This window comes from Bartonella sp. B30(2025), assembly GCF_053793825.1.
Genome location: NZ_CP200034.1, coordinates 634,061 through 657,083 on the forward strand (window position 1 = coordinate 634,061; position 23,023 = coordinate 657,083).

Annotated in this window: 19 protein-coding genes and 2 tRNA genes; 13 read left to right on the forward strand and 8 right to left on the reverse strand. The window is 34.7% G+C overall.

Translation table 11 applies throughout. The features are described from left to right. Positions 1 to 1,498 precede the first annotated feature (1,498 nt). The 5 genes from V4P55_RS02645 to V4P55_RS02665 form a co-directional block, all read right to left on the reverse strand. Positions 1,499 to 1,575: transfer RNA gene (locus V4P55_RS02645), tRNA-Arg, on the reverse strand. A 39-nt stretch (positions 1,576 to 1,614) separates the two neighbouring features. Beyond that, positions 1,615 to 1,920: an ETC complex I subunit gene (locus tag V4P55_RS02650; protein WP_455474890.1), complete on the reverse strand. Its 306-nt coding sequence runs from the start codon at positions 1,918 to 1,920 to the stop codon at positions 1,615 to 1,617. A 93-nt stretch (positions 1,921 to 2,013) separates the two neighbouring features. Then, a tRNA-Pro gene (locus V4P55_RS02655) sits at positions 2,014 to 2,090 on the reverse strand. A gap of 411 nt (positions 2,091 to 2,501) precedes the next feature. Beyond that, the gene (gene hdaA / locus V4P55_RS02660) at positions 2,502 to 3,200 is read right to left on the reverse strand and encodes a DnaA regulatory inactivator HdaA (protein ID WP_455474891.1); all 699 of its coding nucleotides are present in this window, start codon (positions 3,198 to 3,200) and stop codon (positions 2,502 to 2,504) included. Then, positions 3,187 to 4,407 (reverse strand): AI-2E family transporter, encoded by a 1,221-nt coding sequence (locus V4P55_RS02665; RefSeq protein ID WP_455474892.1) that lies wholly within the window; start codon positions 4,405 to 4,407, stop codon positions 3,187 to 3,189. The genes hdaA and V4P55_RS02665 overlap by 14 nt, the downstream gene beginning before the upstream one ends. A gap of 187 nt (positions 4,408 to 4,594) precedes the next feature. Here V4P55_RS02665 and purM point away from each other — a divergent pair, with 187 nt between their 5' ends. Both purM and purN read left to right on the forward strand, forming a co-directional pair. Continuing rightward, the gene (purM, locus tag V4P55_RS02670; RefSeq protein ID WP_455474893.1) at positions 4,595 to 5,680 is read left to right on the forward strand and encodes a phosphoribosylformylglycinamidine cyclo-ligase; all 1,086 of its coding nucleotides are present in this window, start codon (positions 4,595 to 4,597) and stop codon (positions 5,678 to 5,680) included. Then, a complete protein-coding gene (gene purN, locus V4P55_RS02675) occupies positions 5,677 to 6,288 on the forward strand; it encodes a phosphoribosylglycinamide formyltransferase (RefSeq protein WP_455474894.1) in 612 nt (203 codons plus the stop codon). Before purM ends, purN begins: the two co-directional genes overlap by 4 nt. Positions 6,289 to 6,536: 248 nt before the next feature. On the opposite strand, the gene V4P55_RS02680 is transcribed toward purN, so the two are convergent. After that, a complete protein-coding gene (locus V4P55_RS02680; protein WP_455474895.1) occupies positions 6,537 to 9,077 on the reverse strand; it encodes a response regulator in 2,541 nt (846 codons plus the stop codon). Positions 9,078 to 9,330: 253 nt separating this feature from the next. On the opposite strand from V4P55_RS02680, the gene V4P55_RS02685 reads away from it, so the two are divergent. Further along, positions 9,331 to 9,822, forward strand: a complete 492-nt coding sequence (locus V4P55_RS02685; protein WP_455474896.1) for a flagellar biosynthetic protein FliO — start codon at positions 9,331 to 9,333, stop codon at positions 9,820 to 9,822. 51 nt (positions 9,823 to 9,873) lie between these two features. On the opposite strand, the gene dksA is transcribed toward V4P55_RS02685, so the two are convergent. Continuing rightward, positions 9,874 to 10,290 (reverse strand): RNA polymerase-binding protein DksA, encoded by a 417-nt coding sequence (gene dksA / locus V4P55_RS02690; RefSeq protein WP_455475109.1) that lies wholly within the window; start codon positions 10,288 to 10,290, stop codon positions 9,874 to 9,876. Between the two features lie 970 nt (positions 10,291 to 11,260). Between dksA and rpe the strand changes: the two genes are divergently transcribed. The 10 genes from rpe (at position 11,261) to V4P55_RS02740 (ending at position 20,431) form a co-directional block, all read left to right on the forward strand. Next, positions 11,261 to 11,935, forward strand: coding sequence for a ribulose-phosphate 3-epimerase (rpe, locus tag V4P55_RS02695; protein ID WP_455474897.1), 675 nt, complete (start codon positions 11,261 to 11,263; stop codon positions 11,933 to 11,935). Between the two features lie 10 nt (positions 11,936 to 11,945). After that, positions 11,946 to 13,247 carry an adenylosuccinate lyase gene (gene purB / locus V4P55_RS02700; protein WP_455474898.1) on the forward strand — a complete coding sequence of 434 codons (1,302 nt, stop codon included), beginning with the start codon at positions 11,946 to 11,948 and terminating at the stop codon, positions 13,245 to 13,247. A 95-nt stretch (positions 13,248 to 13,342) separates the two neighbouring features. Continuing rightward, positions 13,343 to 13,891, forward strand: a complete 549-nt coding sequence (locus tag V4P55_RS02705; RefSeq protein ID WP_455474899.1) for an RBBP9/YdeN family alpha/beta hydrolase — start codon at positions 13,343 to 13,345, stop codon at positions 13,889 to 13,891. A 170-nt stretch (positions 13,892 to 14,061) separates the two neighbouring features. Further along, positions 14,062 to 14,826 carry a phosphoribosylaminoimidazolesuccinocarboxamide synthase gene (purC, locus tag V4P55_RS02710; RefSeq protein ID WP_455475110.1) on the forward strand — a complete coding sequence of 255 codons (765 nt, stop codon included), beginning with the start codon at positions 14,062 to 14,064 and terminating at the stop codon, positions 14,824 to 14,826. A 100-nt stretch (positions 14,827 to 14,926) separates the two neighbouring features. Then, the gene (gene purS / locus V4P55_RS02715; RefSeq protein WP_455474900.1) at positions 14,927 to 15,166 is read left to right on the forward strand and encodes a phosphoribosylformylglycinamidine synthase subunit PurS; all 240 of its coding nucleotides are present in this window, start codon (positions 14,927 to 14,929) and stop codon (positions 15,164 to 15,166) included. 12 nt (positions 15,167 to 15,178) lie between these two features. Beyond that, positions 15,179 to 15,850: a phosphoribosylformylglycinamidine synthase subunit PurQ gene (purQ, locus tag V4P55_RS02720; RefSeq protein ID WP_455474901.1), complete on the forward strand. Its 672-nt coding sequence runs from the start codon at positions 15,179 to 15,181 to the stop codon at positions 15,848 to 15,850. A gap of 313 nt (positions 15,851 to 16,163) precedes the next feature. Continuing rightward, entirely contained in the window at positions 16,164 to 18,374 is a 2,211-nt protein-coding gene (gene purL / locus V4P55_RS02725; RefSeq protein WP_455474902.1) for a phosphoribosylformylglycinamidine synthase subunit PurL, read from the forward strand. 68 nt (positions 18,375 to 18,442) lie between these two features. Next, positions 18,443 to 18,676, forward strand: coding sequence for a BolA/IbaG family iron-sulfur metabolism protein (locus V4P55_RS02730; RefSeq protein ID WP_455474903.1), 234 nt, complete (start codon positions 18,443 to 18,445; stop codon positions 18,674 to 18,676). A 101-nt stretch (positions 18,677 to 18,777) separates the two neighbouring features. Next, complete coding sequence (gene grxD, locus V4P55_RS02735; RefSeq protein WP_455474904.1) at positions 18,778 to 19,113, forward strand: Grx4 family monothiol glutaredoxin; 336 nt, start codon at positions 18,778 to 18,780, stop codon at positions 19,111 to 19,113. Between the two features lie 70 nt (positions 19,114 to 19,183). Further along, entirely contained in the window at positions 19,184 to 20,431 is a 1,248-nt protein-coding gene (locus V4P55_RS02740; RefSeq protein WP_455474905.1) for a multidrug effflux MFS transporter, read from the forward strand. A gap of 102 nt (positions 20,432 to 20,533) precedes the next feature. On the opposite strand, the gene parC is transcribed toward V4P55_RS02740, so the two are convergent. Further along, on the reverse strand, positions 20,534 to 22,783 hold the full coding sequence (gene parC, locus V4P55_RS02745) for a DNA topoisomerase IV subunit A (RefSeq protein ID WP_455474906.1): 2,250 nt from the start codon (positions 22,781 to 22,783) through the stop codon (positions 20,534 to 20,536). Between the last annotated feature and the right edge of the window lie 240 nt (positions 22,784 to 23,023).

Sequence of the window (23,023 nt, forward strand, 5' to 3'; positions counted from 1 at the left end):
ATCTGAACGTTAATATAAACTTTTTAAAGGATTTCTAAAAATCAACACTTATGAATGAAACAGGCTCAAATGCCTAATATAAAGACCACAATACACTTCTCAATATAAAATTCAAGTACGCATATATCCGAGATATTAAATACAAGCCAATCTAACCAAAACAAATATGATATGAAAAAAGTAGCACAAAAGGGTTTTAAATATGATAAAAAACTCATCGCATCAAATATTTACAGTATATAAATAAAATAAACTAAAGAAGACTACTTGCAATAAAAGTATATAAGCGCATTTATGACCTCAACACGTAATAAGATGAGATTTTATGCCATCCAAGCAATAAAAATAGGGCAAACAAATCCTGATAGTTACATGAGAGCCTAGAAACCAATAAAGATGAAACGTTCAAGACCAATAATCATTAAGTTTTTTATTAAAAGATGTCATACTTGAATATCTTGTGTAAATACAATCTCAATAATCTCAAAGAATGCCAAATGATATTATTCTATAAGCTAAGACCAGCGTTTAGTAATACTTAATCAGCTCACCTGTATCTTAAAAATATACCGCATATATCATAATGAAAAACAGATTGTTTGCATGAACATAATGGATGAGATATTTTTACAAAGATAAAGCAAAATACGGAACAAATCTTTACAAAAAGTATTTAACCTTATGGGGGTGCTTCTTTCCCCTAAGCACCCCTGCCTTTTACAACAACAATTTTGCATTAGAGTAAAAATGTATAATTAACATCACAAGTAAATTGTATTTAAAACTAAGAAATATAAGTATATACGCCCTCATTTAACGTGGTCGATCCTGCAAATTACTCATTCCTTAAAAAAAATCAAAAACAACATCTTCTTGATATCATAGATAAAAAAGACGATATCTTCGTAAAAAAATAGATATTTTTTGAAAGATTGAAATGGTTTTTCCATTAATCAATGGGAATATGATATGCGTGAACGTGTTTTGAATAGTGTACGATTTTGTACGCTGCTTTGCACCATAATCGTGCAGTTTTGGTGTTAATTGGAAAAGTATAATATAAAAATCATCACTAAAAAACAAAAAAACATCTTTACACGAATTCTGTTATAATTTTTTTTAATTGACATAAATTCTTTCAAATCAGATCGATTGGCAGAAAATATTTACTGCAAAAAAAATAGAAAAAATTTAATAAAGAAAGCTATGGTAATTGATTTTACAAAATTTGTAGTACACGAACAATAAAGATAAAAAATCAGGACATAGACTGAAAAAATATCTGTAACACCAGTATTAACGCACAAGCAACAATTTTTGCGAATAAACACCCTTTTTGTGTTAGATCAAATATAAATACAGTAGCCATATACGAAACGGGTTGATCGAAATTGGATTTTATTAATTCAATCAATAAAGAACACAAATAACAAATAAGCGAAACTAAAGCGATATAAATCAGAAGAGTTGTACAAAGCTCTCTGATTGTATAAAAATATGGCGATCCCGACAGGATTCGAACCTGTGACCCACGGCTTAGAAGGCCGTTGCTCTATCCAGCTGAGCTACGGGACCAACTGATTATTTTCCAAACTTTATAAATAGTATCCCCCGCTAATGTGTCCAAGGTTGCAACCTATCACTACGGAAATTATCAGAATAAGAAACAATACGCCGAATCGGTTTATGTGCTTTCTCTACACGATAAGGGATAGCATTTTTACGTGCAAAAGCAATTGCTTCCTCTTTACTATTAAACCGAATTCTCACTTGATTATTTATATCGGACGTTGCAGTATATCCCATAAGAGGCTCAAGCATTTTTGCCTGCGTTGGCTCATACTGCAAAAACCAAAAAACAGTTCCCCATCTCCCTGACTGCATAGCAGTTTTTGCGGGGTTATAAATACGTGCAACCATGGTTATCTTCCTTTAAACCAATCAATGCTGACATGATAACTTCTTTACCAAACGCATCTAATAAAACCACTACTTCATACAGACTAAAAAGTATGGTCGGAGCGATAGGATTTGAACCTACGACCCCCTGATCCCAAATCAGGTGCGCTACCAAGCTGCGCTACGCTCCGTCATTTGTAATTGTTTTATGAACATTCACTAAAATTTTCACAGCAGAAGTGCAAGAGAAAAACACATTTTTTTTAAATTTTGTCTCATTTCTTTACAAAAAAGAACTTTATAAAAAAAATAAACAAAATTTTTCGCTCTTTAACGAAAATTTAAACTGATATCCACAAAAAATTAATTTATAAAACCCAATAAATAGAATCTCCCTATAAAAAATTGAGCCTGTTTATATTGTATCAAAAGTACTTTAATTGCATCGACGATATTAAGAGATATATGACGCATGATGATATAAAAAATGTTATCATGTAAAGATAAAAAACAGATGATAACACTCACCATCATATTATAGAAATAATAACAAAAATAAATATTTTGATTAAATAATTTTAACTACGTAAAAATAATATTTTCTACTGTATTTGCATATCAAGAACTTCACCAATAACGGTGCGTGTTATCTTACTTTTTCTTTGCAAGGCTAACTGATCAACAGAATCAATGATGCGTTTTAATGAAAATAAAGAGCGTTCACAACGGCTTACAAGATAATAAATAGTATCGGGATGAACAATGATCTGTCTATCTGAAAAAAACTTAAAAGCAACAGCCGTTAACAATGCATCATCTGGTTGATTAATTTCAACTAACATAACCGAATTAAGACGACTTTTTAAATCATTTAGCGTCAAATGCCACATAGAAGGTACTGTACATGCTGTCAGCAATAAAGTAGCTTGACGCATATGAAGATTTGCTTGTCTAACACTATTGATTAAATGGAAAAGCCCTGTCTCACTAATTTTATCTGCATCAATATCCTCAATTAAAAATGGTCTTCCTGAAGAAGAAGCGGTAGCAACAACCTGATCAATTTTATCTCGGTGAATGCTCAAAGCATCAGCTTTTTGTGCCCATACATTAGAAAAGTGCGTTTTCCCTGACCCTTTTTTCCCAACCAAAACGGCAATAGGTAAAACCCAATTTGGCCAATTGCTAATAAGCTGAAAAGCCATATGATTGCTCTCTGTCACTACCAAATCATCAAATTGAAAAACTGGATTAGACGTATCGGAAAAATTTAATGGCAATTGTATTTCACGTTTCTTCATTTGCCTGCTCCAACTTTCCACTTTGCAAATACATCTGAGAATTTAGATAAGTGTGCAAAGCAAAACGCACTAACACACCAACAGCAGCAGCAGCGGGAACAGCAACAAGCATACCTGTAAAACCAAATAATGAAGAAAAAGCAAAAAGTGCAAACATCAACCACACAGGGTGCAACCCTACTGATGAACCCACAAGTTTTGGTTGAAGAACATAACCTTCAATAAATTGGCCAGCAAAAAATATAACCATAATAATAATAATACTGCTCCAATTATCTGGATAAAACTGAACCCATGCAACACCAACAGATAAGATAAAGCCACTCATTGCACCAATGTAAGGGATAAAACTAATAAGACCAATAAATATACCAATCAAAAGACCAAAATTGAGTCCTGTAGCAGTCAACCCAACAATATAATACACGCCCAATATTAAACAGACAGTTCCCTGTCCACGAACAAACCCAGCAATTGCTCTATCCATTTCATGAAAAATGCTGCGAACAGTTTCAAGATGGTCCCTCGGTATCCACGAATCAACCGCTACTACCATACGTGGCCAGTCCAATAACATATAAAATGCCACCACCGGTGCCACTACAAATAGACTGACAATATCCATTATAGATTTTCCTGACTGCAAAAGCGAATTCAAGAGAGAAGTAATCAAATCAGAACTTTGTCCTAAAATTCCTTTAATATTAGCTTGTAGCTTATAGGGATCACTACCAAAATAACGCCGAACCCAATCAAAATCATGCTCAACAAAAAAAGTCTGAATACGATTAATATAAATTGGCAAACCATCTCTTATAAATTGCTGTATTTGCCCGCTGACAATAGGAATTAAAATTATTAAAGCAGCAACAAAAGTAATAATAATAAATAAAGTGATCAGAATAGTGCCAAAAACACGACGAATGCCAATTTTTTCAAGCAATTGAACGACTGGATTGAGAAAATATGCTAATACAATCCCTACTACAAAAGGAAGCAAAATTGATGCAAAAGCAAACATAAAAAGAAGAAAGAAAAACAACGCACCAAGCCAGAAAAAAAGTTGCTTTTTCATGTTGTTTGGTAATGGAACTTGAGTATAAGCAGGCACATAAGCCGTATAGCGACCCCGTATCTCATTTTTTTTAACTTTTTCTTTTATTAGCTGTAAAGCAGAATCATCGTAATTATCTGGTATTTTATTCATAGAGATTCTCAAAAAAATTCACAAAATATTATAAATTTCTGCCCCATGGGTCAACAAAACTCATCCACTTCTTACACGATAAATATCAATATCTCTTGCAGAGAAAACTTTATCATGGCATTGCTAATATAATATTATCATGGCAGTGTATAATATAAAATCTGATTTTCTATTAAGAAAGACTCCAATGAGCAACCAAGATATCCTAAACGCTAAATCTAACCATAATCTTACCTATGCAAAAGCTGGTGTAAACATCAATATGGGCAATGCTATGGTAGAAAAGATTAAACCTTATATACGCTCGACCAAGCGAACTGGGACAGATGCAGAAATTGGTGGATTTGGCGGACTATTTGATTTAAAAGCAGCGGGTTTTGTAGATCCAATTCTTGTTGCCGCAAATGATGGTGTAGGAACAAAATTAAAAATTGCTATTGAAACAGGCATCCATGATACTGTTGGTATTGATCTTGTCGCTATGTGCGTTAATGATTTACTTGTACAAGGCGCTGAACCTCTTTTCTTTCTTGATTATTTTGCCACTGGAAAGCTTGACCCTGAACAAGGCGCCGAAATTGTTTCTGGAATTGCCTTAGGATGTCAGCAAGCAGGTGCAGCCCTTATTGGGGGAGAGACAGCAGAAATGCCTGGCATGTATGCAGAAGGAGATTACGATTTAGCAGGCTTTGCTGTCGGTGCTGTAGAACGTAACGCATTGTTACCTTCAAAAGACCTCGCAGAAAATGATATCATTTTAGGACTTAGTTCATCTGGAATCCATTCTAATGGATTTTCTCTCGTTAGACGAATCGTTCAACAAGATAATATGAAATGGAATGATCCCGCTCCTTTTAATCCTAAATTGAACCTTAGTACAGCGCTTCTCACACCAACACGCATTTATGTCAAATCTCTTCTCTCTGTTTTACGTAATTGCGAAGGAATTAAAGCTCTTGCTCACATTACAGGTGGAGGATTTTGGGAAAACATTCCACGCGTACTTCCATCTTCTCTTTGTGCAGAAATTAATCTTTCGGCTATTCCCATACCACCAGTCTTTTCATGGATTGCTCAACAGGGAAAAATAGAAGAAAAAGAGATGTTACGAACATTTAATTGTGGTATTGGTATGATCGTTATCGTAGCACAACACGAAGTTAAAAAAATTACGCAAGCACTTATAGCACAAGGTGAATGTGTTACTTTGCTCGGCTCTTTAATAAAACGCCAAGATAAAAAAGTGATCTGTAAAGGTATGCTTCATTTATGAAAAAACGAGTTATTGTTTTTATTTCTGGAAATGGATCTAATATGGCTTGCCTCATTAAAGCAAGCAAACAAGAAGAATACCCCGCTGAAATTATTGCAGTAATTTGTGATAATCCTCATGCTGCTGGTATTGAAAAAGCACGTAATAATAATTTACCTGTTCACATTGTAGATCGAAAAAAGTACCTGACAAAAGAAGCTCACGAAGAAGCTATTTTTACGATTTTAGCTCAATATCAGCCAGATCTCATCTGTTTTGCTGGTTATATGCGTCTTGTCTCAGCGCATTTTATAAAACTTTATGAAGGACGAATTCTAAATATCCATCCTTCTCTTTTACCTTCGTTTAAAGGCTTAAAGACTCATGAAAGAGTTTTACAAGCAGGTGTTAAAATTACTGGTTGCACTGTTCATCTTGTTGTAGAAGATATGGATGCAGGGAAAATTCTTGGTCAGGCTGCCGTTCCAGTATGTGCCAATGATACCGTAGATAGCTTAGCACAAAGAGTACTTAAAGCTGAGCATAAACTTTATCCGGAAACCTTAAAAGCCTTTATTGAAGGAAATAATATAATGTCAGATGCACAACAACAACTTTTTTCTTTATGAATACGTCAGCTAAAAAGCTCTAATGTTATAGTTTGATTGATTTTTGAATTCCTAAAATCTTAAAATTTGTAAAAATTTTAATGCACTTAAACCACTGTTTTATGAAGATATTTTATACAAAATATATTATCTTTTAAATGCCAGGTCTAATCACGCTGAATCAGTTTACTGATTTTATACGGCTTATATTACCTCTCTAAAATATCCATATGTTTTTATTTGAAAAGCTAAAAATGTATATTTTTATTTTATTGTGCAAGATTTTCTTTAACTGCTACAGCTAATTGTTTGAGAGTAAATGGTTTCGATAAAAAACCAAACACCGCATCTTGGGGAAGATTTTTAGTAAATGCATCTTTCGCATACCCAGATACAAAAATAAATTTTATATTAGGATAATTTTTACGGACCTCTTTGAGTAAAGTCGGACCATCCATTTCTGGCATGACCACATCAGAAACGATAATATCAACAGCGCCTTTTTTTTCTTCAAGAACAGCAAGTGCTTCAACACCGCTTGCAGCTTCTAAAACAGTATATCCTCGCATTTTGAGTGCTCTGACCTCTCCCATTCTAACAGAATCTTCATCTTCAACCAATAAAATAGTCGAAGATCCTGTCAAATCTGTATTTTTTTCCTGTTCCTCTATTTTTTCAACTTTTTGAGACACCTCATTATCAATATTAGGAATATAACGAGGAAGAAAAATATGAAATGTTGTTCCTCTTCCTTCTTGGCTATCACAATAAATATAACCACCTGTTTGTTTAATCATACCATAGACCATTGACAATCCAAGTCCTGTTCCTCTTCCAACTTCTTTTGTTGTAAAAAATGGCTCAAATATTTTTTCTTTTATAGCAGCTGATATCCCTGTTCCTGTATCTGAAATTGTTAATTGAACATATTCACCAATTACAAAATCAATATAACTAAATTCAGCACTCTGTTGCTTTGTAATATTGTTTGTTGCAATTGTAATAACACCACCATCAGGCATAGCATCACGCGCATTAATAACTAAATTCATAATAACACGCTGGAAAGATGCTTGATCAACTTCAACGCTCCACAAATCTCTCCCATGAATAATTTTTAACTGAATATCATTGCCTAAAAGTGGTAAAATGAGATTGCGGATATCTGATAGAAGTTCTGTAAAGTCAACTTTTTCAGGTCGAAGTGTTTGCTTTCTAGAAAAAGCTAACAATTGTTGCACAAGTGCAGCAGCACGGTTAACATTGTTTTTAATGTTAATGAGATCTGCATGTGCCGGATCAGAACTTCGATGCGTATTTAAAAGAAGATCGCACGACATTAAGATTGCTGTTAAAACATTATTAAAATCATGAGCAATACCACCAGCTAATTGCCCAACAGCTTGCATTTTCTGACTTTGTATCATTTTATCTTCAAGCGTTTTTTGCTCTGTAATTTCTACAACAGATATAATCGCTAAATCTCGTAATGCATCAGTATGATTCATGGTTACAGGCATAACATGAAGGCGCAAATGACGCTCTTCATTCTTTTTTAATACTGCTTCTATCGAAGCTGAATAATTTTTATTCAAGATAATTTTTTGAAATGCACGCTCTAACTGTGCATGGTCAAAACCAGCTATAATAGAATAAAGATTCACAGCACTTTTTGCGCATCCCATTAATGATGAAAAAACATTATTTGCATGCACCACTTGTCCTTTTTGATCAACTACGGCTATTGCAAAAGGACATGCATCAAAATACCCTACCAAAGGGCTTGGTAATTTGAATGGATCATCTGCCTCTCCTTGTTGTATGTGCTGCGGCATCATCACAATACGATAAATAGCTTCATCTTCTAAAGAAGAAGAACACATAAAACAATTTAATATCTTTTTATTGCCAATCTCTGAATTTAAACATAAAGAAAACGTATAAGGTATAGAATAACCTGATTTTTGATGTTTTTTGTGCTGTAAACAAAGACCATTCCACGTATTATTCTCTTCAATATCATAAAATAATTGATCAAAATTATATTGACCAACAGTAAAATTCGCTAAATTAATTGAAAACCATTCAGCAAAAATTGCGTTTGCATAAAGGATCATTCCCTTTGTATTAACAGATAAAAAGCCAATAGGAGCTTGATCTAAATGATTGATAGCTTCTTGTAAATTCGAAAAAAAAGTTTCACGATACTCTTGCAAATGAGAAATGTCTGTAATGCGCCAAAATAAAAATTTTTTTTGATGCATTGTTATTGGTTGAACAGAAATATTATACCAAACAAAGTTTTTTTGTGTTGAATGAAGAAAGATTGGATGCTCTACTTTTAACTTCTCCTGTGCAGCAAGATTATTAGATGCAGCTACTTTTAGGCGATACGAAAGCGCACCAGCCCCTGGAAGATTAGCAATAACTACATAACAAGAATCTTCAGGCTTATAAGTAAGAATTTTTCGATAATTTTGATTAGAATAATAAACAAAACCTGATAAATCAGAGACTATAATTACATCATCTGTATTATTAAAAATGCTGAAGTTAAAGCTTTCGCGGACATGCCCCGCAGTATACTTCAAAATTCCCATTCCTATCAAAATCAAAGAAATAATACCTATAATAGCTAAAGATAAAAAAGATATCAAAATGCCTGTTTGAAAATAGCTCTGCTGATTAAAAAAGCCTACAAATCCCAAAACAAACAAAAAGATGATAATAAAACCAACACAAAAAACCACAGCTCTCCGATGTCCAGAAGCAGACAATGCTCTTTCAATATTTTCAAATTCTTTATTCATTTTTATTTGCCTCGATTATAGGCATTTTTTTATGCTATAATCATTTACCAGTAATATAAAATATAAATTCACTATAATATTTACCTAATAAAAATCACTCAATTTTTAAAAATCATGCTTCATATTATTGAAGTGAATTTTTAAATGATCTTTACAAATTTATATAAATGAAAAATAATGTCTAGGTTAATAAAATGGGAGACATGACATGTATACCTGGTTAATAAACCAAATGGGCACACCCACAACTAACATGATCATAAATCTTGCGTTTTTCATAGCTACAATAGCGATTATTTCTATAATCATTATGTTATTAGGTCGTTTACGTACAATAAGTTTTAAGATCAATAAAAAAAATTACCCATCACGATTAACCGTATGCGACACAATCGTTATCGATCGTACACGTCATCTTGTTGTGGTACGCTGGGATAATACAGAACATTTGCTTCTTATCGGTGGAGAAACAGATATTGTTGTAGAATCTAATACTATAGGTACTCCCAGTGTTACACATAAAAGCATCGATAAGCTTAAAAAAAATACACAATCAACAAACATAGAAACTGATAGAAATCATAACTCAACAAAAAAAGCTTCCCTTCTTGTACCTGAAGAAAAGCATACGGATAATGATACCTCTGCATTTTTTGTAAATCAATATCTGGAAGATTCAGCAATCACTGCTAAAATCGAAGGTAGACAAGAACCCTCTTTATCTATCCCTCTCCCCCCAAAATAAAGTGTCCGATTATAGAATAAAATATTTTGATTCTTTGTTACTATAACCATTTCAATCGTCACGATAGACTTTTTCTCGTCTTTCGTGGCGTTCTTGAGCTTCTAACGACAAAACTGCGGTTGGTCGCGCTTCAAGACGCTTTATACTGATAGGCTCACCAGTTTCTTCACAAAATCCATATGTCCCATTATCAATACGTTCCAAAGCCGCATCTATCTTTAAAATAAGCTTTCTTTGGCGATCACGAGCACGTAATTCAATAGTACGATTGGTTTCGCAAGATGCCCTATCTGTTAAATCCGGTTGACCTACACTATTTTCTTGCAAATTTTCTAAAGTTTCACGGGCTTCTCTTAAAATATCATTTTTCCAAGAAATCAATTTAGCACGAAAATACGCCTTTTGCCGTTCATTCATAAAAGGCTCATCTTCACTAGGATGATACTGGCTTTCAACCTGTTCGCTCATGCCATAAACCTCCATATATGATGCACTCGAATTCATATATTGTGCTGCATTAATCAATGCAAAAATATGTTTAAAGCCATTACTTAAATTTTTAAGCGCTTCTTTATATAGTATATTATACCCTGTAGTAAAGTTTGTCATAGCCTTCCATAAATACCCTTTTTATAATCTGCCAACAAACTTACAAAAAGAAAAAATCAAATATTAAGAACGATATAGCATATCAATGAAACAACCTGTTATTGTGATAAAACTGAAATACAGCAAAAAAATTATCAAAATTAAAAAATGAAAAACTTCACAAAGGTAGAGTGTGATATTCACGATCCAAACATACTAAAGCATTCCTTTTGATTACGACTTATTACAACAATTCTGCCAATCAAAACATAATCGGTTGCATGTTCGTAACAATGGATCAAACAACAACCAAAGTGATGCTAAAGTATCTGAAAGAGACTGGAGAGACCTGTTTATAAAGTGCAATCCAATCATTATCATGAATTAATATACGCATTATTTGTACAATTACCACATTTGTACAATTACCACGCTTAGAAAAAATATCAGTTAATGAGCGATGCTTCCTCTAAAACGACTAATACAAAAATTTGCATTCTCTATAAAAAAATTTATAAGTACTGTGATGCTTTAAGCAAACAAGAAGAGTTGTGAATCATTTTAACCAGGAGCAACAAACTAGAAACTGTTTTCTCCACGCTTTCCTTTCATGTTATTCATCGTCACATAATGTGCACAGCTCCTGCAAAATGAGGCATTCTATCTCTAAAAATAGTAACAATATTTTGAATTTAGGGTATTAAATGCACTTATTATTTAACATATCTTTTACTTATACAAATTTTAAAACTTCAATCCAAAGATCTCTTACACACTCTCATTATAATATAAATGATATTTCAATACACAAAACGACATGTTACAAAGAACGCCAATAAAGGAGATTTTAATGCCTCGTCCTTACCTCATTGCACCATCGCTTTTGGCTTCTGATTTTTCTAAACTTGGTCATGAAGTATCAGATATTGTAGATGCTGGCGCAGATTGGCTCCATCTTGATATTATGGATGGGCACTTCGTTCCTAATATCACTTTTGGACCTGGTGTTGTACAATCGCTGCGTCCATTAACTAAAGCTATATTTGACGTTCATTTGATGATTGCACCAGTAGATCCTTATCTTGAAGCTTTTGCAAAAGCTGGCGCAGATATTATAACCATTCACGCTGAAGCAACTCCTCATCTTCATCGTTCAATACAAACAATCAAAGCGATGGGGAAAAAGGCAGGAATTTCACTTAATCCCAGCACACCAGAACATGTGTTGGAATATTTACTTGATCAATTAGATCTCATACTTATCATGACTGTTAACCCTGGATTTGGTGGACAAAATTTTATTCCAGAAATGCGAGATAAAATTAAACGAGTCAAAAGTATGATTGCTAACCGGCCTATTGATCTTGAGGTTGATGGTGGTATCACAGTTGATACAGTCGGAATAACTGCAAAAGCTGGTGCAAATGTATTTGTAGCAGGCTCTGCAATTTATAAAGACGGCAATAAAGAGCTTTACAAAAAACGTATTAACGCATTGCGCCAAGCTGCAACTCTTTCACAATAAGGAAAAAATTATGATAACACGTTATTCCCGACCTGAAATGGTAAAAATTTGGTCCCCCAAAACCAAGTATCGTATTTGGTTTGAAATTGAAGCTCATGCCTGTGATGCGCTTGCTCAAATAGGTATTATTCCCAAAAAAGCTGCAGAAGTTATTTGGGAAAAAGGAGCAACAGCCGATTTTGATATAAATCGTATTAATGAAATTGAAGCTATCACCAAACATGATGTTATTGCGTTTTTAACTCACTTAGCTGAATTTATCGGACCAGACGCACGTTTTATTCATCAAGGGATGACTTCATCTGATGTATTAGATACAGCATTCAATATTCAATTGATGCGTGCCTGTGATCTTTTGCTAAAAGATATAGAGCAACTTCTTGAAGCATTAAAAAAACGTGCTTTTGAGCATAAAGAAACAATTACTATCGGACGTAGTCATGGTATTCATGCTGAACCAACAACATTTGGAGTTAAATTTGCTCTTGCATATGCTGAGTTTTCCCGTTGTCATAAACGTCTTCTTGCTGCGCGTGAAGAAATTTCTACTTGCGCTATATCAGGAGCTGTAGGGACTTTTGCTAATATTGACCCACGCGTTGAAGAACATGTAGCAAAAGCATTGGGAATGCATGTTGAACCTGTCTCTACCCAAGTGATACCTCGCGATCGTCACGCTATGTTCTTTGCAACACTTGGGGTTATTGCTTCATCCATTGAAAGACTAGCCATAGAAATACGCCATTTACAACGAACAGAGGTTCTCGAAGCAGAAGAATATTTTTCACCTGGACAAAAAGGGTCATCTGCAATGCCCCATAAACGTAATCCAGTTCTCACAGAAAATTTAACTGGATTAGCGCGTATGATCCGCGCATTTACAATTCCCGCTATGGAAAATGTAGCACTTTGGCATGAACGCGATATTTCTCACTCATCTGTTGAACGTTATATTGGACCTGATGCCACAATTACACTTGATTTTGCCCTTGCCCGATTAACATCCGTAATTAAAAATTTAATTGTATACCCAGAAAATATGAAAAAAAATCTTAATAAATTTCGTGGACTTGTTCATTCACAACGCGTACTTTTAGCACTTACACAAGCTGGAATTAGCCGTGAGGATTCTTATAAAATTGTACAACGAAATGCGATGAAAGTTTGGGAACAAGGAAAAGATTTTTTAGAAGAGTTACTTAACGACCCAGAAGTTGCAAAAACTTTAAGTGAAACAGAACTGCGTGAAAAATTTGATCTTTCTTATCACACAAAACATATCGACACGATTTTTAAGCGTATTTTTGGATGATACAATTTAAAAAAAATGCCCATATATTTGAGAATAATCACGGTTATTACCCCATAATTAAAATTTAAAGTGTGTTACAGTAAAAGAAAAGAACCATGAAAGCAAATCAACTCGATATTCTCATGATTCCTGGTTATAAAGGATCTGGTCCTGATCATTGGCAAACACGCTGGGAACAAAAATTGTCTACAGCTCGTCGTGTTCAACAAGCCAATTGGTCAAAGCCTGTACGCGAAGAATGGGTTAATGAAGTGAACATTGCCATTGCACAAGCGCAAAAACCTATTGCTATTATAGCCCATTCATTAGGTGTTCCTACAGCTCTTGATGCAATTGCACAAAATTCAGAAAAAATTTTGGGTGCTTTTTTTGTAGCACCCCCAGATGTTGCCGATGAAAAAATACGTCCACGACACTTACAAACATTTGGACCATACCGTCGTGAAAAATTACCTTTTCCCTCCGTAGTTGTCGCCAGTCGCAATGATCAATTTTGCCAATTTTCAGTAGCCGAACAACTTGCTAAAGATTGGGGGGCACTCTTTGTCGATGCAGGACAATCTGGACATATTAATGCAGAATCTGGACACGGACCTTGGCCTGAGGGACTTATGATTCTTGCTCATTTTTTTGCAAAAATTTAATTTCACAAAAATTATTTTTGTGCTTATTTATATTGTCTTCATTTTTTTAATAAAACTTAGATTATAAAAATTGTAAGAATTGTTGTAGCAATCATTGAGAATTTTTATCAATTAGGATAGTATTACTTTATCAGTACTGTTAAAATCTCTCAAATAATTAAAGAATCATGATGAATCGTCGTAATCGTATTTATGAAGGCAAGGCAAAAATTCTATATGAAGGACCTGAGCCAGGAACTTATATTCAGTTTTTTAAAGATGATGCAACCGCCTTTAATGCAAAAAAGCATGAAATCATTGACGGAAAAGGTGTCTTAAACAACCGTATTTCGGAACATATTTTTAGCCATCTTAGTCGTTTAGGTATTCCAACACATTTTATTAAACGTATCAATATGCGCGAACAGCTCATTAAAGCGGTTGAAATTATTCCGCTGGAGGTTGTTGTTCGCAATGTTGCAGCTGGCTCTCTTTCCAAACGTTTAGGTTTAGAAGAAGGAACCCCTCTTTCACAATCTATCATTGAATTTTATTATAAAAATGATTCTCTTGATGATCCTATGGTAACTGAAGAGCATATTACTGCTTTTGGATGGGCAGCTCCGCAGGAAGTTGAAGATATTATGCAACTTTCAGTTAGAATTAATGATTTTCTATCTGGACTCTTTGCAGGTGTTAATATCCAATTAATTGATTTTAAAATGGAGTTTGGTCGTTTATGGGAAGATGAGACAATGCGCGTCGTTCTTGCAGATGAAATTTCACCTGATTCTGCCCGGTTATGGGATATGCAAACACAAGAAAAAATGGACAAAGATCGCTTTCGCCGTGATATGGGAGGAATTTTTGACGCATACCAAGAAGTAGCAAAACGTCTCGGTATTATTAATGAAAATGATCCTCCTCGACCAAGTGGTCCTGTTTTAGTAAAATAAAGGATAAGGTGACAGAGTGTCGCCGTTTTTAGCATCTACTTCGCATATACAAAATATTGCTCTTTAAAAGAGAAACATTTTTAGCAATAGGAAATAAAGAATGAAAGCACGCGTTACAGTTACTTTAAAAAGCAGTGTCCTTGATCCACAAGGCGAAGCGATCGCAGGTGCTTTAAAAAGTTTAGCATTCAGAGATATTCATTCTATTCGTCAAGGAAAAGTTTTTGATATCTCACTTAATGATATGCCTGCTGAAACTGCAAAACGAGAACTTGAACAGATGTGTAAAGAATTACTTGCTAATACTGTCATTGAAAACTACACTATAGAACTCCTTTAAGCGGATTGCTCCATGAAAACTGCTATTATTCAATTACCTGGATTAAACCGCGATCGGGATATGGTTGCAGCATTATCTCGTGTGACAGGAGTTGAGCCATTTAAAGTTTGGCAAACAGATACGACAATCCCAGATGTCGATGTTATTGTTATTCCTGGTGGTTTTTCTTATGGTGACTATTTAAGATGTGGCGCCATTGCAGCAAGAGCCCCAGTTTTACAAGTTGTTCGTGAAAAAGCACAAAAAGGTGTCATAGTAATAGGTGTATGCAATGGATTCCAAATTTTATTGGAAGCTGGATTACTGCCTGGTGCTTTAATGCGTAATGCCTCACTAAAATTTGTTTGTCGTGAAATCAAACTTGAAGTAACAAACGCCAACACAAAGTTTTCTCGATATTATTCTAAAGGACAGATTATTCGCTGTCCTGTTGCTCACCACGATGGAAATTATTTTGTTGATAGTGAAACATTAAAACAAATGGAAGACAATGAACAAATTGTTTTCCGTTATGCAGAAAATACGAATCCTAATGGCTCAATTAATGATATTGCTGGTATTGTTAATGAAGCCGGAAATATTCTTGGTATGATGCCTCATCCTGAAAACTTTATTGAACCTGCGCATGGTGGTAATGATGGTCTGTTGCTTTTTCAAAGTGTTTTAGAATTGGCAAACAGGTGATGATAAAAAAATTCTGCTGCTCAACCGTTTTTCAATGAAAGGTCCGTATCATTTTTATCTCCTAACTATACGTAATAAATTTATGAACCAGGCTCTTTGTAAATACTAATAGGTATTATACTGTTTTAAACGTGCAAAGACTTGTCTTAAAATTGCTTTTGGTATTTGAATCTACTCGAAGAATATTAAAATTTTAGCCTATCATTTATAAATGATTTCATTATCAAATAACATAATCATTGATGCACTAAGTGACTAAATTAATAATAATGAAAATGCTAAATTTCGATTAATTGGACGAAATGGAATACTCATGAACCCTTGTAATAACATAGCCATTACACCAGAATTAATTGCGCAACACGGACTAAAAGAAGATGAATATCAACGTATTTTAGCCTTAATTGGTCGAGAACCAACATTTACCGAGCTTGGAATTTTTTCTGCAATGTGGAATGAACATTGTTCTTACAAATCATCTAAAAAATGGCTGAAAACTTTACCAACAGAGGGTAAATGTGTCATTCAAGGTCCTGGTGAAAATGCTGGTGTTGTTGATATTGGTCAGGGACAATGTGTAGTTTTTAAAATGGAAAGTCATAACCACCCTTCTTACATTGAGCCTTATCAAGGTGCAGCAACAGGTGTTGGTGGTATTTTACGTGATGTTTTTACGATGGGAGCACGCCCTGTTGCATCCATGAATGCATTGCGATTTGGAGCTCCGAATCATCCTCGAACACGTCATCTTGTTTCTGGGGTTGTTTCTGGAATCGGTGGTTATAGTAACGCTTTTGGTGTTCCGACCGTTGGTGGAGAAGTAAATTTTGATGAGCGTTATAATGGAAATATTCTTGTTAACGCTTTTGTAGCTGGAATTGCAAAAACAGATTCTATTTTTTATTCAAAAGCACAAGGAGTAGGACTTCCTGTTGTTTATCTTGGGGCTAAAACAGGGCGTGATGGCGTTGGTGGAGCAACAATGGCTTCTGCTGAATTTGATGATTCAATCAGCGAAAAACGCCCAACTGTTCAAGTCGGTGATCCTTTTACTGAAAAATGTCTCCTTGAGGCTTGTTTAGAATTAATGGAACTTGGAGCTGTTGTTGCTATCCAGGATATGGGAGCAGCAGGGCTAACGTCTTCTGCAGTTGAAATGGGAGCAAAAGGAAATTTAGGAATAGAACTTAATCTTGATAAAGTTCCTGTTCGTGAAGAAAACATGACAGCTTATGAGATGATGCTTTCTGAGAGCCAAGAACGCATGCTCATGGTTCTGAAACCCGAATTAGAAAAGCAAGCAGCTGAAATTTTTCACAAGTGGGGGCTGCATTTTGCCATTATAGGAAAGACAACGAATGATTTACGTTTTCGTGTCTTTCATCAAGAAAAAGAAGTCGTTAACCTTCCAATCAGAGAACTTGGAAATGAAGCCCCTGTTTACGACCGCCCTTGGAATGAGCCTGCTAAAAAAACTACTCTAAAAGCAGAAGAAGTTGAGCAAGTTGAAAACCTTGCTGATGCCCTTCTTACATTATTAAATTCTGCTAATCAAAGTTCACGAAGATGGATCTATGAGCAATACGATACAATTATACAAGGAAATAGTCTTGTGCGACCCGGAGGTGATGCAGGCGTCATTCGTGTAAGCAACAATGATAAACGTGCCCTCGCCTTTTCTTCTGATGTAACACCCCGCTATTGTGAGGCTGATCCTTATGAAGGAGGAAAACAAGCTGTTGCAGAATGCTGGCGCAACATTAGTACGACAGGTGCAACGCCACTAGCCGCTACAGATAATCTTAATTTTGGTAATCCTGAAAAACCTGAAATTATGGGACAATTGGTTTTCGCCATTAAAGGAATAGGTGAAGCCTGTGCTGTACTTGATTTCCCTATTGTTTCAGGAAATGTCTCTCTCTATAATGAAACCAATGGGGAAGCAATTTTACCTACACCCACAATAGCTGGTGTTGGGCTTCTTGATGATTGGTCTAAAATGGTCACAATCAGTGGGATGCAGAATGAAGATAGCGTTGTTTTAATTGGGTCTTGCGGATCACATTTAGGACAATCCATCTATGCTCATGATATTTTGAATATTGATGAAGGTGCACCACCTCCCGTAGATTTACAGATTGAGAAAAAGCATGGACAATTTGTTCGAGAGGTTATCCATCGTGGTTTTGTTCACGCCGCTCATGACATTTCTGATGGAGGGTTAGCTATTGCGCTTGCAGAAATGGTAATTAAAGCAAATAAAGGAATGAAAATAAAGCTCAGTAACAAATCACTACGTCATGCTGAACTTTTTGGTGAAGATCAAGGGCGCTATCTTTTAGCTATTAAACCCGATTCACTTAATGATTTTAAAAATTTAGCACAAATAAATGAAATCCCCATTACAGAACTTGGTATAGTTGAAGGCGATACACTTGATATAAAAGATGTATTACAACTTTCCATATCTAAATTGACGAAAGCTTATGAGAGCTGGTTTCCAGAATTTATGGGTGAAAAATAAATAGATATTCATTTCTATTCGTTATATGCTATTTTTACGAAAATAGTAAGTAAATGGAGAAAATAACCATGGCAATGGATGCTCATGCAATTGAAGCTCTTATTCGTGAGAATATTCCTGATGCAAAAGTGGTAATTCATGACCTTGCAGGAGATGGAGAACATTACGCAGCAGAAGTGATTTCAGAAAGTTTTCGAGGGAAAAGCCGTGTTCAGCAACATAGAATGGTTTATGATGCTCTTAAAGGTAATGTAGGAAATGTATTACATGCTTTAGCGCTTCAAACAAGCATTCCAAAATAATTCTAAAGTTTATCCTTGCATTCATTCTGTGAATACAGTTAAAAAAATGATGTCAGTATGAATGCACAACATTTCAAAATCCGCAATATTAAGGAATAAAAATGACTGATACTCATGATTTTATTGATAAAGAAATTAAAGAAAATGATGTCGTACTGTTCATGAAAGGAACTCCTGAAGCTCCGCAATGTGGATTTTCTGGGCAAGTCGTTCAGATTCTTAAATATTTAGGATTAAATTATAAAGGAGTTAATATTTTAACTTCCAATGAACTACGTCAAGGAATAAAAGATTATTCAAATTGGCCAACAATTCCACAACTCTACATTAAAGGAGAATTTGTTGGGGGTTGCGATATTATTAAAGAAATGTTTCAAAGCAATGAATTGCAAAACCTATTAAAAGAAAAAAATATTCCTTTTAATAGTCAATCATAAATTATTTCAGTTTTTTAAAACTTTTATTGATCCTTACTTAATTAGGTCTTTTTATTTTTTAAGGGCGTGTATGTCATACTCAATCGATGAACAAAAACACATAGATACAATCAAAGAGAAAATTGGGTATAAAGAGTTTGTAATTCTTCTTGGCGCGCTCATGATAATTAACTCTATAGCGATTGATATTATGCTGCCTGCCATGTCCAGAATTTTAGAGGATTTACATGTTATTGATGACAATTATCAGCATTATATTATCTCTTTTTATCTTATCAGCTATGGTCTTACACAAATATTTTTTGGTCCTATAAGTGACCGTTACGGACGACGAAAACTCATTCTTGTTGGTCTTGCCTTTTATTCATTTGCAGCGGTTTGTTCTGCATTTGTATCTAATTTATCTACATTGCTTATTTTACGCATTTTACAAGGGAGTGGAGGAGCAGCTATACGTGTACTCACAGTTTCTATAATACGTGATCTTTATAGTGGTAGAAAAATGGCAGAAGTCATATCTATCGTTATGATGGTTTTCCTCATCGCTCCAATGATTGGACCAGCAACAGGACAGGTCATTTTATTGTTCGGATATTGGCAACTTATTTTCGCGTTCATGGCCGCTATTGGTTTTGGATTAATGATTTGGATTTATTTCCGTTTACCTGAAACACTTCATACGAAGCGCTCTCTTTCTTTTTCATCTGTCAAGCATAACTTTTGGCTTGTTATAAGTAACCGCTTTAGCTTTTGTTATACACTTGCTGCTTCTATTATCTTAGGATGTATTTTTGTTTCTATTAATACGTCGCAACAAGTTTATGAAGGAATCTATAATCTAGGATTTTGGTTTCCTATCGCCTTTGCAACTGGAGCAGCATTTGAAGTCCTATCATCTTTTTTAAATTCTCTATTTGTTGTACGTCTTGGAATGCGGCGTATTTCTCATACTATGCTTCTCTTATTTTGCATTGTTTCATGTATTTGGCTTGTCAGTTCAATTTTTGCTAATGGTGCTGTTTCTTTTCCTTTGTATATGTTGTTATACTGCACATTAATGTTTGCATGCGGAGGCATGATGGCCAATTTTAATACACTTGCTCTTGAACCTTTAGGAGAAATTGCAGGAACTGCATCTGCTGTATCTGGTTTTTTTCAAAGCTCTATTGGAGCAAGTCTTGCCTTTATAATCGCAGAACAATTTGACAACACAACAGTCCCTAACTCAGCAGGATTTTTCTTCTTAAGCCTTATTGCAATACTTCTTGTTTTATATGCAGAGCGTGGACATCTTTTTAAGCAATATCATTCGAAATAAATGGCATTATAAAAAAGATTTTTAAAACTTTAAATTATACAATAAAACTAAATAAAACGCATTACTCTTTATCATTAAATTATAAAGAGTAATGCAGTAATTCTAATTCATAAATTTTCCTGATTTTGGAAATCCTTTAGGCACTAAGCGCCCCACTCCGCCGCGTGCCCCTATCCATTCCGTAAGTTCATCAACTTGGCGATTAAAATTGCGTTCTGCAGTATCTTGCCAAGTTAACCCTTCTGATAAATTGAAAGTTTTAGCGTCGCAAACACCACCATCTTTATATCGCTGTAAACGTACACCTTTACCACGATTCATTTCTGGTATTTCTAGAGTGGAAAAAACAAGCATCCTACGATTTTCTCCAACCATTGCAACGTAATCGCCATTTACCGGAATGCAAAGCGCAACCTTGTCAGGAGACTTCACATTCATAATTTGCTTTCCTTTCCGTGTATTCGCAATTATCTCAGTTTCAGGAATAATAAAACCGTTTCCGTAAAACGAAATCAAAAGCCGTTTTTCATGCGTATTGTGTACAAAAGCCGTAAAAATATCATCTCCATCATCCATATCAACCAAAATACGGACTGGTTCACCATGTCCTCGACCTCCAGGCAGAATATTAGCATTAATAGTAAAAGCTCTTCCACCTATACTGACCATAACAATCTTATCTGTAGTGAACGCTGGAAATGCTAACTTTAAACAATCTCCTTCTTTAAAAGAAAGCGTTTTATAATCGTTTAAATGGCCTTTTAAAGCACGCATCCAACCTTTTTCAGAAATAATAATAGTAACTGGCTCTCTTTCAATCATTGCTTGATGAATTTCATCAACAGCATATCTCGGTGCATTTTCAAACGTTGTACGCCTTTTTCCTATAGAAGTTTCTGGACCAAAAATTTTACGGACTTTTACTATTTCTTCTGAAATTGTTTTCCATTGTTCTGTATCAGAATTTAATAAACTCCGTAACTTTGCTTTTTCAGTTTCCAAAGCTTCAAATTCCTTCCGAATTTCAAATTCTTCAAGCTTACGTAAAGAACGTAGCCGCATATTAAGAATAGCTTCAGCTTGATTTTCCGTTAATTTAAAACGATCTATCAATCTTTTTTTAGGTTCATCTTCTTCACGAATAATCTGGATCACTTCATCAAGATTGAGATATGCAACAAGGTATCCCCGTAAAACTTCTAACCGACAATCAATTTCCTCAAGACGATAACTAGAACGACGGATAAGAACTTCTTGACGATGTTCAAGCCATTGCTGCAAACATCCACGTAAAGAAAGAACATTCGGTATTTTTCCCAAAGATAAAACATTAAGATTGAGAGGAAATCTTATTTCGAAATCGGTTAATTTAAAAAGAGACTCCATGAGAAGTTCAGGATCAACCGTACGATTTTTAGGAACAAGTACAATACGGATATCTTCTGCTGATTCATCACGAATATCTTCAAGCATTGGTAGTCGCCGAGCAAGTAACAATTCTGCTGTTTTTTCAATAAGGCGCGATTTTTGAACTTGATAAGGAATTTCAGTAACAACAATCACATAAGAGCCACGATTGCCATCTTCTTGATGCCATCGCGAACGTAATCGAAAAAAACCACGCCCTACACGATAAGATTCTTCAATACTCTCTTTAGGCTCAACCAAAACACCGCCAGTTGGAAAATCAGGACCAAGAACAAACTGGTTTAATTCTTCATCATTAATATCGGGACAAGCTATTAAACGCAGTGCAGCATCACATAACTCAGCGACATTATGCGGTGGGATAGACGTTGCCATACCAACAGCAATGCCTGATGACCCATTAGCTAAAAGATTAGGAAAAGCCCCAGGTAAAACAACAGGTTCTTCTCCTTCTTCATTATATGTTGGACGAAAATCAATAACATCTTCATTAATACCTTCAAGCAGCAATGCAGCCACTTCAGTCATACGCGCTTCTGTATAACGCATAGCAGCGGCATTATCACCATCAATATTACCAAAATTACCTTGTCCATCAATCAACGGATAACGAACTGCAAAACTTTGAGCCAAGCGTACTAATGCATCATAAATAGATGCATCGCCATGAGGATGAAATTTACCCATGACATCACCAACAATTCGCGCACATTTAGCATAAGATTGTCCAGGATTAAGCTTGAGCAAACGCATCGCATGAATAATACGTCGGTGTACAGGTTTTAATCCATCACGCACATCCGGTAATGCACGATGAGTAATAGTAGAAAGCGCATAAGATAAATAGCGCTCTTGTAAAGCAGAACGTAACTCTATTGATTTAATATGTTCTTCATCAAAAGGTAAATTCATTTTATCAGACATAATATTAAGAAAATAATTTTCAAAATAACGAGTAGCTATTTTATAAAATTTCTCAAGTGCAATTTTTTATAAACTTGAGTAATTTTGTTAAAAATCAAATTTATAAAACAAATATCGTAATTAAAACATGAATAAATAATTATATCAATTTGAAAAGTTTGTGCACTTATTTAAATATTAATCTTAATGATATACCAATTAATTTTTTAAAGTAAAAATTATAAAAAAAATAAAGTAATT